Source organism: Lacisediminimonas profundi, assembly GCF_008831265.1.
Lineage (GTDB): Bacteria > Pseudomonadota > Gammaproteobacteria > Burkholderiales > Burkholderiaceae_D > Lacisediminimonas > Lacisediminimonas profundi.
Genome location: NZ_VTTH01000002.1, coordinates 320,157 through 333,328, shown reverse-complemented (window position 1 = coordinate 333,328; position 13,172 = coordinate 320,157). Strand labels below are relative to the sequence as shown.

Genomic DNA, 13,172 nt, shown 5'->3' with positions numbered 1-13,172 from the left:
GCCTGCGGATATCTACTTTAGCCCCGGAAAGCCCAGTCAATATCCGGGTCGCTAGCGCTCATTGACCGCGATCAACGAATCCGGGCATGGCAAGGCCCACCATCATGGCAACCCCGCCGGAATGCGACAGCAGGACAGGATTCACCGGATTGGCCGCATTGTCCGGACTAATGCGCATTCAACTTCCGGCGCCTTTGTCGTGCAATTTCCATCGTCCACGGAGCATTCATGGCCACTATCGGAATCGACCTCGGCACATCGAACTCGGCTGCCGCGGTGTTGCGCGGCGGTCGGCCCGTCACCATTCCCAGTGCCGAGGGAATCAGTGTTGGCGGCAAGGCATTCCCGAGCTATGTCGCCCTGACTGCCGACGACCAAATGCTCGTGGGTGAGCCCGCCCGGCGCCAGGCCACAGCCAATCCCGAAGGCACAACCACTGCTTTCAAGCGCAAGATGGGCAAGCGCGAAACCGTGCTCCTGCGCGGCCGCGAATATTCACCCGAGCAGCTTTCCGGCTTCCTGCTGCAGAAGATAAAGCGCGATGCAGAGGCGTTTCTCGGCGAGCCGGTCGAGAAGGCTGTCGTCACCGTGCCGGCGTATTTCGACGACAACCAGCGCAGCGCCACTAAAGACGCATGCCGGATTGCCGGCCTGGAAGTGCTGCGCCTGGTCAACGAGCCGACCGCAGCTTCACTGGCCTACGGCCTTGACCGCCTGGAGCAGGAACTGAGAATTGTCGTGGTCGACCTTGGAGGCGGCACGCTCGACGTCACCATCATGGAGTTCGGCAAAGGGGTATTCGAGGTCAAGGCCACCAGCGGCGACACGCAACTGGGCGGCACCGATATGAACCAGCGGATTTTCGAGTATCTGGCGGATCGCTTCCAGGCCGATTGCGGGGTCGATGTTCGTGGCGACCGCAAGGCCGCAGCACGCTTGATGGAAGCCGCCGAAGCCGTCAAGATCGACCTTACCAACAGTGTCAGCGCCCATGTCAGCATTCCCTACCTGGCTGCGGTTGGCGGCGAGCCGCGGCATCTGGAAATGGATCTCGGCCGAACCGAACTGGAACGCATCGTGCGGCCCGTCATCGAGCGTTGCCGGGCACCGGTGGAGCAGGCGCTGCATGATGCGGCCGTGACCCCCAGGGACATCGACCGCATCGTTTTCGTCGGCGGGCCGACCCGCATGCCGGCGGTGCGCGCCTTCTTCGAAGAGCTGTTCGGCCGCCCCGCGGAATTGGGGGTGGACCCGATGGAATGCGTCGCCGCCGGTGCGGCGATCCAGGCCGGCGTGCTGGGTGGCGAAGTCGGCGGCATCGTGCTGGTGGATGTGACGCCCTTGACGCTGGGACTCGAAACCCTGGGTGGCGTGGCGACCTCGCTGATCGCGCGCAACACGCCGATCCCGGTAAAGCGCACCGAGACTTTCACCACCGCCGCCGACATGCAGACCAGCGTCACCGTCCACGTCTACCAGGGCGAGCGGGCCATGGCGCAGGACAACACCAGCCTTGGAGAATTCACGCTCGACGGCCTGCCGCCCGCGCCGCGCGGCGTGCCGAAAATCGAAGTCACTTTCGATCTCGACTCCAACGGCATCCTGAGCGTAGCGGCGCTCGACACCGCCAGCAGGAAATCCCGTTCGATCACGATCAGTGGCTCCACCCGCCTGTCCGAGAGCGAGAAGCGGCGCATGGTCGAGGACGCGCAACGCTATGCCGACGCCGACAAGAAGCGGCGGGAGGATGCGGAGAAGCTCAATGCAGCAGACCAGACCTGCTACGAAGCGGAGAAGATGCTGGCGAACTTCGAGGACAAGCTCACGTCAGAATTGAAAGGCCGCATTGAATCCAGCTTGCGCGATGCCAGGGACGCCGTGTCCAGGAAGGATGTGGCCGCCGCCACCGAACGCGCCGAGGCCTTGAAGAAAGTGCTGCGCGAAGCCGGCACGGTGCTGTACTCGCAATCAGGCAAGGCCGGCAAGGGCGGTCCCTACGCGGAAACCAGATGGGAATCCCCGGAACCGCCGCCGGATGCCGGGCCGGCCACCGGCGAAGCGCGCCCCAGCGGATCGGGACCGCGCGGCAAGGTGGTCGACGCCGAATACAGGGACAACCCGGACAACCCGGGCAACCCGGACAACCGCTAGCGGCACTGTAGCGCGCGGGCCGGACCAACACCGGGGAACCCGCGATGCATCCTGAATTTTCGAGGTGATCCATCGATTCCGGACAACGTGATTATTACGAGGTGCTTGGCGTCGGCCGCGATGCCGACCAGAAGGCCATCAAGGACGCCTTTCGTGCGCTGGCGCTGAAGCATCACCCGGACCGCGACAAGTCCGCGGGCGCCGAGGAACGCTTCAAGGAAATCGCGCAGGCATATGCGGTGCTGTCGGACCCTCGGAAGCGATCCGAGTACGATGCACGTGGCTTCTCCGGCGTGGCCGGATTCAGCGCGGAAGACTTGTTCGGCAACATTGATTTCGAGGACCTGTTCGGCGGCCTCGGCCTGGGTTTCGGCGGCGATAGCCCCTTCTCCCGTTTCTTTCATCGGCGCCCATCCGGGCCACGGCACGGCGAAAGCATGCAGGTGCCCCTGACCCTGTCGCTCGAGCATATTGCCAACGGGGGCGAAGAAACGCTGCACATTGCCCGCCCTGTCCCCTGCCAGGCCTGCCATGGCACTGGCGCAAAAGATGGCGCAGCGCCAACCCCATGCAAGGCCTGCGGTGGAACTGGCCGCATCACCCACAGCAGCCATGAGGACAAACAGCATGTGTTCATCCAGCAGATCAGCACCTGTCCTTCCTGCCATGGCAGCGGGCAGTTCATTGAACATCCCTGCCCGGAATGCCAGGGCAGCGGCACGGTCGAAAGCGAAGAGAGCCTGACGGTGAAGATTCCGGTCGGCGTCGAGGAAGGAACGGCCTTGCGCATTCCCGGCAAAGGCATGCCCAGCCCCGACAAGAACGGGCCGCCCGGGGACTTGTTTGCCGTGGTTCGCAGCAGGCCGGACCCGCGCTTCGAGCGCCTCGGGGCCGATCTGGTGCGGCAGGAATCGATCGCGCTCACCGACGCCGTGCTCGGCACCGACCTGACCATCCCTACGCTGCAGGGATCAGCCAGAGTGACGGTGCCGCCTGGCACCCAGCCGGATGCGGTGCTGCGGCTTGCGGGAAAAGGCCTGCCGGCATTTGGCGGCGGCAAGCATGGAGACTTGTACCTGCGCATCGGCGTGCGCGTGCCGGAAAATCTCGGCCGCGAGGAACGGGCATTGTACGAACAGCTGCGCACGCTGGCCCGCCGCAGGTCCTGATCGGGCACCGGCGCACCGGCAGCGTGATGGGGCGTGGAGGAGGAAGATGCTGGTACATAACAGCGATATCGCGGAGATCTTCTCCGAGATCGCCGATATGCTGGAAATCCAGGACGCCAACCCGTTCCGGGTACGAGCCTATCGCAATGCTGCACGGCTGCTGCAGAGCTATGCTCCCAACCTGCAGACGATGCTGCAGCAGGGACAGCCAGTGCCGCATCTGCCGGGAATAGGCACCGACCTGATGGGCAAGATCCGTGAGATCGCCGATCACGGAACATGCGCGCTGCGCGATCAATTGCGGCGTGAACTTCCTCCCGGCCTGCGACAGTTGCTGGCGGTACCCGGAATCGGCCCCCGGCGCGCAAAGCTGCTGCACGAGGTGCTGGGGGTGGACAGCCTGGAGCAACTGGCAGACGCCTGCCGCGAGGGAACGGTGGCAGGCTTGCGGGGAATGGGCACACGCGGACAGCAACGCATCCTGCAGGCGGTCGAGGACAGGTTGTCGAAGTCGCGCCGCTTCGGCATCGCGCTCGCCACTGAGCTGGCAGATACGCTCGTACGTCATCTTCGCGCCAGCGATGCGCAGGCGAAGGTCGAAGTGGCGGGCAGCTTCCGGCGCGGCCGCGAAACGGTGGGCGACCTCGACCTGGTCGCCAGCTCCAGCCGTCCCACTGCACTAATCGCCGCGTTCGCCGCATTCGATGGCGTGGGACAGGTGCTTGCCAAGGGCAGCACCAGGGCCAGCGTGGTGCTGCGCCAGGGCATCCAGGTCGACCTGCGGGTGGTGGCGCCGGTCAGTTTCGGCGCTGCGCTGCACTACTTCACCGGCTCCAGGGAGCACAACATCGCACTGCGCGGCCTGGCGCGCAGGAACGGACTGAAGATCAACGAGTATGGTGTCTTCTCCGCAGAAGAAAGGATCGCCGGCGAGACTGAAGCATCGGTATTCAAGGCGGTGGGACTGCCATGGATCGCGCCCGAGCTGCGGGAAAATCGTGGGGAAATCGAAGCGGCACAGCAGGAACAGCTGCCGGATCTGGTGCAATTGTCCGATCTGAAGGGCGACCTGCATGTGCACACCCGCTCCAGTGACGGCCGCAACAGCCTGCGCGAAATGGCGCTGGCGGCGCAGCAACGCGGGCTGGACTACATCGCGATCACCGACCATTCAAGTTCGCTCGCCGTGGCCGGGGGCCTGGACGCCGACGGGCTGGCGCGCCAGATCGATGACATCGACGCGCTCAATGCAGAGCTGCACGGCATCGTCTTGCTCAAAGGAATAGAGGCAGAGATCCGGGTGGACGGAAGCTTCGACCTGCCCGATGACTTGCTGCGCCGTCTGGACCTGGTAGTGGGCGCGGTACACAGCAAGATGGACCTGCCCAGCGAGCGCCAGACTGCCCGCATACTCAAGGCGATGGACCACCCCTGCTTCACGCTGCTGGCCCATCCCTCCGGCCGCTTGCTGGGCGAACGTGAACCCTACGCGCTGGACATGAACCGGGTGATCCGGCACGCCCGCGAACGCGGCTGCTTCCTGGAAGTCAATTCACAGCCCAGCCGCCTCGACCTCAACGACCAGTACTGCATGCAGGCGCGGCGTGAGGGAGTGATGGTGGCGATCGATTCGGATGCCCACAGCGTACTCGACTTTGACAACCTGCGCTTCGGCATTGCCCAGGCGCGGCGCGGATGGACCGGGCCGGACAACGTGCTCAATGCCCGCTCGTTGACTGCGCTGCGGAAGCTCCTGCTCAAGGCTCGCGGGTGACGGTGCGCGCAGCGATGGAAGCTGATTTCGTTTCGTGAGTTGCTCCCTTACTTCTTGAGCGCCACCGCCTTGCGCAGGAACTGTGCGAGCCGCGCTCCCTGCATCAGGTCGATCCCGTTTTCGGCTGCAAAACGTCGTGCGTTTTCGGTCACCTCGCCGGTCGCCATGTACACGCATTCCGCGCCGCGTTCGGCAGCTGCCGCCTGCAATTCGCGCAGCGGCTCCACCCCATGCCTGGCCGCTTTCCAGCGCTTGCAGCTGACCATCGTGCGGCGCTGCGATTTTTCAACTTCGAAGTCGGCGCCGGCCCCGGCGCATCGGGTAACGGCATAGCCCTCCAGCTTGAAGCTTTCTTCGATTGCATCGGCGAACGCCGGCCAGGCCATGCGGTTGATCTCGTCGATCAGCTTGCTCGCGCGGGCCGGGCTGATGCCACGCAACTGTTTCCAGGCGGCGATCACGCCGATGATGAAAAACGGCCCGCCGGCGAAGGCGCCCATGCTGGCATATTGGCGCGGCAAGGTCATGCTTGCCACCACGCCCAGCGCGCCGGCGATCAGAAAGCTGATCCAGTACGGCGAGCGTAGCAAAATGGCAAACAGCGAGTTCTCGCGCATCTTGAAATTCACGGTCACTTCCCTTTCATTCGAATGAGGCCGCATGATAGCGCGACCGGGTTCGAACCGGGGTGGAAGCTTTGCCGCGCTCAATTTCCGCAGAGCAAATCCAGCGTGAGGCCATCCCGGACGCCGGCATGGAAACGGTCGAGCACCAGGCCGAAGACAGGCTCGTCCGGTGCGGCCCGCTCGAACAGCGTCATGCAGGAACGCAATTTCAGGTCGTCCGGCGTCCCGAATATCTGATGTGCTGTCCTCCCGTGTGTGTTCAGGAGCATCTCGGCACAGGTCTTCAGGCGCGGTCCGAGCAGCGGGTGCTGCCAGTAGGCCCTTGCCTCGTCCAGGTCTGCAATGCCGTAGTACTGCGCGGTGGGGCTGCGCCCCAGCGCCCGCAGTTGCGGGAAAATGAACCACATCCAGTGGCTACGTTTTTCGCCGGCAGCAAGTTCGGCGAGCACACGGTCGAAGACCTCAGCCTGCGCAGTGACAAATCGTTTCAGGTCCTTCATCTTGTTGCTCCGTTCGGTCCGTTACCCTTCACGACCGCATTTCAAGGGACAGGTTTCGGATAAAATTCTTCCAACAGCGAAGTATCCGTTGCAACACCCAATACCCCTCTGAGGAAGCGTTGAATGCGTGCAGTTGATGTGATGCTCGTGTCCGCCGCAGGCACGTCCATTGTCATGCTTGGGGTTCTGGCGCCCCTTTGGCGCGGCAACATGCCTGGCGTGAGGGAATGGTTCGCGGCCAACGCAGTGGCCCTCATCGCGTATCCCTTGTATTCCATCGGCTGGAAATACCACCCTTTCTTGCTGCTTGAGATGGCAAACGTCGCCTATGGCGCGACCGGCATCCTGATTGCGGCCGGCTTCAGGCGTTTCTTCGGCAAGAGCGCCCTTTATCGTCCACTGTTCTACGCATTGGGTGCCCTGTTCGCACTCCTGTACTACTTCCATTACATGGCCGACCTGCCGCGCGCCCGGGTCATCGCGGTTTCCCTGTTTCATGCAGGAGTGACCTTCATCATCTATTTGACGATTCGCAGCGCTCCCAAGGTGCATGCATCGGGCCACCCGCTGGCGTTCGCACGGATCCTGGTCTTATCCATACTCGCCATCCTGATTGTCCGGATCGGCGCCGAGGTCGACTCTGTCGTGGCCGGCCGCATGGGCGCCGCCATAGACTGGGACGGCCTGGGCACCTTGTTCCTTGCGCTCGGACTGATGCTGTTTCCGGCGCTGACGCTTGCCGGTGCGATCCTGGTGACCTCCCGGCTGGTGTTGATTGCCCGCCATGAAGCCAAGACTGACGTACTGACCGGCGCCTGGTCCAGGAGGGCCTTGCTGGAATTCGCGGAACGGGAAACGGAGCGCGCCGACCGCACCGGCAATCCCCTTTCGTTGCTGGTGCTCGATGTCGACGATTTCAAGCGCATCAATGATTCGTTCGGCCATCCGGTGGGCGATACGATCCTGGCCGACCTGGTCTTGCGTGGCGGCACCGTCATTCGCGCCATTGATTACTTCTGCCGGATGGGGGGCGAAGAATTCGCGGTGTTGCTGCCGGACACGGATGCAGACGCTGCAGCCCGGATAGCACAGCGAATGAGGCAGAAGTGGAGCGAGGCGCGGCCGTCCAACATCCAATATACGGTCAGCATTGGTGTCGCCCAGCATCGAAAAGGGCACGGATGGAACGCCCTGTATGCCGCCGCCGATACCGCCCTTCGCGATGCGAAAAAGGGCGGAAAGAACCGGGTCGTGGTGGCGCCGGACGAACGGCCGGCGCCGAATCCGGCAAGCAAGGCCCCGGGCAAAGGGGCGACGTAGGGGCGCCGCTGCAAGCTGAATGCTGAATGCTGTGTAACGCGTGGCCCGTCGCACGCCAAGAATCTCCCTCACCTTGAAAGGGAGGGAGCGTTCCTGGCGCGCGACGCTCTCCGCCAAGAATCAGGACATGGCTGATGAACAGCCGTGCAACAAACCACCTGCACCAAAGCCCGGGACAGCGCCAACTTTCGATTTCGCTCATATCCGGCGCACGCCACAGGTGCAGTATGGACGCCTGACTTGTGCGGCGACCGATGAGCACCTTCTACGAAGAAACCCGGGCAACCATGGAGTCAAGCCCACGCGCATGGCTGGTGACCGGCGCTGCCGGATTCATTGGCAGTCATCTCGTGGAAGCCCTGCTTGCACTGAATCAGCGGGTCGTCGGGCTCGATAATTTTTCCACAGGACACGCAAGCAACCTCGCGGAGATTCAGGCGCAGCTGGGTGCCAGCCGTTGGAAAAATTTCCGCCTGATTGAAGGCGACATCCGGGATCCCGCAGTGTGCCGGGAAGCCTGTTCCGGCGCCGAATTCGTGCTGCATGAAGCGGCGTTGGGCAGCGTCCCGAGAAGCATACAGGATCCGCTCACCACCAACGCCGTCAACATCTCGGGCTTCCTGAACATGCTGGTTGCAGCCCGCGGTGCCGGTGTGCTGCGCTTCATCTATGCCGCCTCCTCGTCCACATATGGCGATCATCCGGACCTGCCGAAAATCGAGGATCGAGTGGGCAATCCGCTGTCACCCTACGCCGTGACCAAGCTGGTCAACGAGTTGTACGCGGACGTATTCGCGCGCACCCATGGATTCGAGAGCATGGGGCTGCGCTATTTCAACGTCTTTGGTCCGCGCCAGGATCCCGATGGACCCTATGCGGCGGTAATTCCGAAATGGATCACCGCCATGATCCGCGGCGAGCCGGTTTTCATCCACGGCGATGGCGAAACCAGCCGTGATTTCTCGTTCGTGCAGAACGTGGTGCAAGCGAACTTGCTGGCGGCCATGAACGACGACCCGGATGCAATCAATCAGGTCTATAACATCGCGCTCGGCAACCGGACCACCCTGAACGAATTGTTCGCCGCGATCAGGCGCACGCTGGCGGAGCGCGGCGTGCGCTGCACCCAGGAACCCGTCTACCTGGCGTTTCGCCCCGGCGACGTGCGCCATTCCCAGGCGAGCATCGCCAAGGCCAGCACCTTGCTCGGATATGTTCCGTCGCACTCCACCGAAGCCGGCCTCGGCACCGCAATCGACTGGGCGCTTGGCCAGGAACTGGCGCGGCCGAAGCAATGATGTCCGGCCACCTGCCGCGCATGCTTTTGCTGCTGCTCGCGGCTGCTGCGCTGGTGTCGGGCTCCATGCTGTATGCCATCCGGGCCATCGACGAGGCGCCACCTCGCACGCTGGGCTACCGGATCGAGCAACGCATCATGCCGCGGGATGGGCCGCTGGCCGACATCGGCTACGCAGTGGCCAGATTCATTGCTGACGCCGATCGCATCGACCAGGCCGAATGGCAGGCCGCCAGCCATTCCAGGCAGCGTCCGCTTGCGGGCATCGGCGCTGCCGTGGACGACGGGAAGCCTGCGGCGCAGCCAGCCGGACGCGAGTTGCTGGTGTCCACGCCCTTGCAGGCGGAACAGGCGTTCGAGATGGCCCAGCCAGGCGATGTCATCACTTTCCTGCCCGGCGAATACCGTTTCGAACGCACCTTGGGACCAAGCCGGGGCGGCTCCGCGCAGCGGCCCATCGTGGTGCAGGCGCGCAAGCAGGGAACGGTGAAATTGTTGTTTGCCACCGCCGAGGCGATCCTGGTCGAAGAACCCTACTGGACTTTCCGCAACCTGCACCTCCAGGGCGTCTGCGCCAGCCAAGATCAATGCGAACACGGTTTCCACGTGGCCGGGCGGGCCAGGAATTTCGTTGCGACGGACAACACGCTGCTCGACTTCAATGCGCATTTCAAGGTCAACGGCCTTGAAAACCATTACCCGGATCACGGGATCATCCGGCGCAACACCATACGCAACACCTCTGCGCGGCGCACAGCGGGATCGGTCAACCTGGTCGATATCGTCGCCGCCAGCGGCTGGCTGGTCAGCGAGAACCTGATCGCTGATTTCGTCAAGACCGGCGGCAACAAGGTCAGCTTCGGCGTCTACATGAAAGGCGCGGGTTCCCGCAACCGGATCGAGCGCAACCTGGTCATCTGCCATGACCGCCTGCAGCCGGCCGGGCAGGAAGTCGGCTTGTCGTTGGGCGGCGGCGGCACCGGCCCGGCCTATTGCCGCGACCGGCGTTGCATTACCGAGCAGGAGAACAGCGTCATCGAATCGAACCTGGTGCTCGCCTGCTCCGACGTTGGCATCTACCTGAACCGCGCAGCCGCCAGCCGGGTCACGCATAACACATTGCTCGACACTGCCGGCATCGACCTGCGATTTGCCGAAACTGCCGCCAACGTGCAGGGCAACCTGGTGGACGGCATTATCCGCACGCGCGACGGCGCCTTGCTCGATACGGATGACAACATATCGACCCCGCTCAGCCGCCTGTATGCCGGAAGCCATCCCGTGCGCGCCCTGTTCGGGGATGTCGCGTCGCTGGACCTGGGATGGAGCGGCATGCCGGCGCGCACACCCGCCGCGCCCGGCATGCCGGACCTCTGCGGCCAGCCGCGTCCCTTGCTGGCCGCCTACGGCGCGTTCGAGGATTTCAGCGCCTGCAAAGGCATGCGCAGCCCTTGATCCATGCGCTGGAAAGGGACCGGCAGTGCAAGGCAGGCGAGAGCGAAAAAAAAGGCAGGACCTCCTGCCGGAGGATCCCGCCTTCTTGATTGCCATTACGGCATCAGTTCACATCAGCACCAATCAGGACGATCAGCACCAATCAGCGCGCCTCGTATGCGCCGATGTCGATGGTGCCAACCAGTGGCCTGGCCTGGCCGGAGCCCAGGTGCAGGTACTCCATCACCGGCGCCAGGGTGAGACCCGATGGCGCTGTGCCGGGCTGGGTGCCGGCGTTGATGAACGGCGCACCAGCGGCCGGACGCAGGTCGTAATTTGCACGATCGACGAATGCCGGATTGGCTGCCGCGTAGTTCGACTGCTTGATTGCAGAGGCCTGGTTGGTCACGGCGCCAGTGCCGGCGAAGACGTTATTCTGGATCAGGGCCGGCGTCGTTACAGTACTGCCGATCATGACAAAGGTTCCGCTGCTGCCGTCGTTCAGGAAAGTATTGTTGATCAAATACAGGTCCTTGCCCGGATTGGTGGCACCTTCCGCCCCGTAGGCGACCAGGTTCGGATTCTGGTTCTGCGCCGGTTGCTGGATCACGTTGCCGATGATGTAGCTGGTACCGGCGTTCGGCAGGTCGATCTCGTAGCTGGGCTGGCCCAGGCCCGAGCTGGAGAACCGGTTGTACGCCACCAGGTTGGTCTTGGCGCGCGACTTCAGGTTGTGCCCGACCTTCGCGTCGTGCGAATAGTTGTAGCGGAACTGCAGGCTGTTCACCGAACCCACGTAGATGTTGTGCGACTGGCCGTCGCCATAGCCGTTGGCGCCGAACTCGGTATACTCGACCACGATGTCGCTGATGCCATCGTTGCTGGTCAGGATGCCATCTTCATTGTTGTGGAAATAGCTACCGCGCACCGTCAGGTGCTGGCCGTCCAGCCGGATGGCTGCGCCGTTGCGGTCCGCGACCTTGGCGCCGTACATTTCGACATTTTCCACCACGGTGTTCTTGCCGCCGACCACCCAGGTGCCCTTGCCGCCAGCGCCCAGGCCGGCGGCATCGATCTTGGGACGTCCGTTGACGCCACGGATCGTGAGATTGTTTCCATAGAAAGCACAGACGTCACCGGTATAGGTGGCGGATCCCTCGATTTCAATTGTTGCGCCGTCAGGCGCTGCCTTCAGCGCCTGGCAGGGAAGCGTGTACTGTTTTCCAGGCCCGACGCTTAGCACCGTGCCTGTCGGCGTGGTAGTGGTCGGGGTGGTGGTAGTTGTCGGATCAGTAGTGGTCGTCGTGGTAGTCGTCGGATCAGTAGTGGTCGTCGTGGTGGTCGTGGTGGTCGAAACCTTCTTTCTCCGGGCCGCGAAGACATCCGCTGAAGCCGAATCGGCCGCGACCGCCGAGGTATCGGTGGTACCGGCTGTGTCGCCGCTGCCGCCGCCGCAGCCGGCGAGGAGAACAGCACTGCTGACGCAGGCGAGCAAACTCATGGGAAGTACCGATCGTGCAAATAAAGCCATGTAAACCTCTCCGTTTTGTCCAGACGTGGACCTGAATAAGAACGGGTTGGAGGTTTCCGTGTGGAAATTGGTTCCATAGGGAATATTTTCCAGATGTTACGGGGATGGACAGATCTGAAAGACTGCGCTTCCGATCAAGGCGGTCTCGTTGGCCTCGTTGGCCTCGTTGGTCTCGTTGGACGCTGGCGGCACGGTTGCCATTTCGACAGCAAACAGCGGTGCCCGGCCGATCGGGGCTACCGGAATCAGTGCGCCTGCGCTGATCCGTTCGCCAGCGCCCGGAACCGGGGATCGGCGGCGAGTGCGCTGCCGATGCGTTGCGCCATCGCCCGGTTGCCAGCTCCGGTGAAGTGAACTGAGTCGTTGAAATATTCTGCTGTGCCCGGCACGTCCTGCTCGCCTTCGATCAGCAAGGCGCCGGTTGCCGCAGCCACTTCCCTGATGATGTTGTTGTATCGCTCGTACGATGCCAGCAATCCTTCAAAACTCATGAAGGGCATGTAGAAGATGGCCGAGGCCATCGACCGCTGTTGCTCCTCGGGTAACTGCCCTTTTCGCAACCGGGTCGAGAAGGTCGCCAGCGCGACCAGTTTCGCGGAATGTTGTGCGCGGCGCACCAGGGCGATGTATTCGTCCCGGAAGCCGAGGCCGAGCTGGCCGGGATCGAAACGCAGCCGACCCTGCTTGTCGCGGGCTGCACGCTGTGCCGCCATCACGCGCAAGTTCTTTTCGGCCAGGTTCCACAACAGGGAATAGTTGCCGGGCCATGAGAACTCCTTGAAGCCCCCCTCCGGAATCAGGCCTTGCTTCACGGCCAGTTCACGCAACTCGCGGCTCAGGTCGTTGGTGGCGTGGTAAATCACAATCACGTCGGGCTGATGCTGCGCCACGCGCAGTTCGAGATTCCTGATTGACGAGCGCAGCGTGTAGCCAGCGACGCCGCCATTGATGTAGTCCATCTGCCGGGCGGGAAAGGCTTGATGCAGCGAGGCGGTGGCAAGATGCGGCCAGATGGCGGCATTGTCCGATACCTCTTCGCAGGCAGTGGTGGATGCGCCCAGATAGGCGATGCGCAAGCGCTGCGCCGGCTTCGGCTGTGTCAGTTCCGGACCACGAAATCCCAGGCTGTTGATCGAATAGGGACCGCTCGAAAATCCCGCCCGCGGCACACGCAAGCCGCTCACCGGATCCTGCGTGAAGCGCGACTCGATCGAATTCTGGATGCCATATTTCGCTGCCTGCCGCATTCTCAACAGCGCTTCGGCACCGACAAACGCCAGCAGCAGGATGACCGCCAGCAGCGCCAGCAGGGCGACCCACTTGGCACGGTTTGACAGGCGCTCCCCATCCGGGCTGCTGGTTTCTTCCAT

General features: G+C 63.2%; 10 protein-coding genes. 6 read left to right on the top strand and 4 right to left on the bottom strand.

Going from position 1 to position 13,172, the window contains the following annotated elements:
* Positions 1–228 precede the first annotated feature (228 nt).
* From dnaK to polX, 3 genes are all read left to right on the top strand, one after another.
* The gene (dnaK, locus tag FVE66_RS07120; RefSeq protein ID WP_151446709.1) at positions 229–2,151 is read left to right on the top strand and encodes a molecular chaperone DnaK; all 1,923 of its coding nucleotides are present in this window, start codon (positions 229–231) and stop codon (positions 2,149–2,151) included.
* A 101-nt stretch (positions 2,152–2,252) separates the two neighbouring features.
* Positions 2,253–3,320, top strand: coding sequence for a DnaJ C-terminal domain-containing protein (locus FVE66_RS07115; RefSeq protein WP_241673075.1), 1,068 nt, complete (start codon positions 2,253–2,255; stop codon positions 3,318–3,320).
* Between the two features lie 46 nt (positions 3,321–3,366).
* Entirely contained in the window at positions 3,367–5,094 is a 1,728-nt protein-coding gene (gene polX, locus FVE66_RS07110; RefSeq protein WP_151446707.1) for a DNA polymerase/3'-5' exonuclease PolX, read from the top strand.
* A gap of 47 nt (positions 5,095–5,141) precedes the next feature.
* On the opposite strand, the gene FVE66_RS07105 is transcribed toward polX, so the two are convergent.
* Together FVE66_RS07105 and FVE66_RS07100 are read right to left on the bottom strand one after the other, a co-directional pair.
* Complete coding sequence (locus FVE66_RS07105; protein ID WP_161993207.1) at positions 5,142–5,729, bottom strand: restriction endonuclease; 588 nt, start codon at positions 5,727–5,729, stop codon at positions 5,142–5,144.
* 71 nt (positions 5,730–5,800) lie between these two features.
* Positions 5,801–6,220 (bottom strand): DUF1810 domain-containing protein, encoded by a 420-nt coding sequence (locus FVE66_RS07100; RefSeq protein WP_151446705.1) that lies wholly within the window; start codon positions 6,218–6,220, stop codon positions 5,801–5,803.
* 123 nt (positions 6,221–6,343) lie between these two features.
* Between FVE66_RS07100 and FVE66_RS07095 the strand changes: the two genes are divergently transcribed.
* The 3 genes from FVE66_RS07095 to FVE66_RS07085 all read left to right on the top strand — a co-directional run bounded on the left by FVE66_RS07095 (position 6,344) and on the right by FVE66_RS07085 (position 10,292).
* A complete protein-coding gene (locus tag FVE66_RS07095; RefSeq protein ID WP_151446704.1) occupies positions 6,344–7,540 on the top strand; it encodes a GGDEF domain-containing protein in 1,197 nt (398 codons plus the stop codon).
* Between the two features lie 254 nt (positions 7,541–7,794).
* Positions 7,795–8,838: an SDR family oxidoreductase gene (locus FVE66_RS07090; protein WP_151446703.1), complete on the top strand. Its 1,044-nt coding sequence runs from the start codon at positions 7,795–7,797 to the stop codon at positions 8,836–8,838.
* On the top strand, positions 8,835–10,292 hold the full coding sequence (locus FVE66_RS07085) for a right-handed parallel beta-helix repeat-containing protein (protein ID WP_151446702.1): 1,458 nt from the start codon (positions 8,835–8,837) through the stop codon (positions 10,290–10,292). The genes FVE66_RS07090 and FVE66_RS07085 overlap by 4 nt, the downstream gene beginning before the upstream one ends.
* Positions 10,293–10,434: 142 nt before the next feature.
* Here the strand turns inward: FVE66_RS07085 and FVE66_RS07080 are convergent, their stop codons facing one another.
* Both FVE66_RS07080 and FVE66_RS07070 read right to left on the bottom strand, forming a co-directional pair.
* Positions 10,435–11,772 (bottom strand): right-handed parallel beta-helix repeat-containing protein, encoded by a 1,338-nt coding sequence (locus tag FVE66_RS07080; protein WP_241673074.1) that lies wholly within the window; start codon positions 11,770–11,772, stop codon positions 10,435–10,437.
* Positions 11,773–12,047: 275 nt separating this feature from the next.
* Positions 12,048–13,172: an SGNH/GDSL hydrolase family protein gene (locus tag FVE66_RS07070; protein WP_151446700.1), complete on the bottom strand. Its 1,125-nt coding sequence runs from the start codon at positions 13,170–13,172 to the stop codon at positions 12,048–12,050.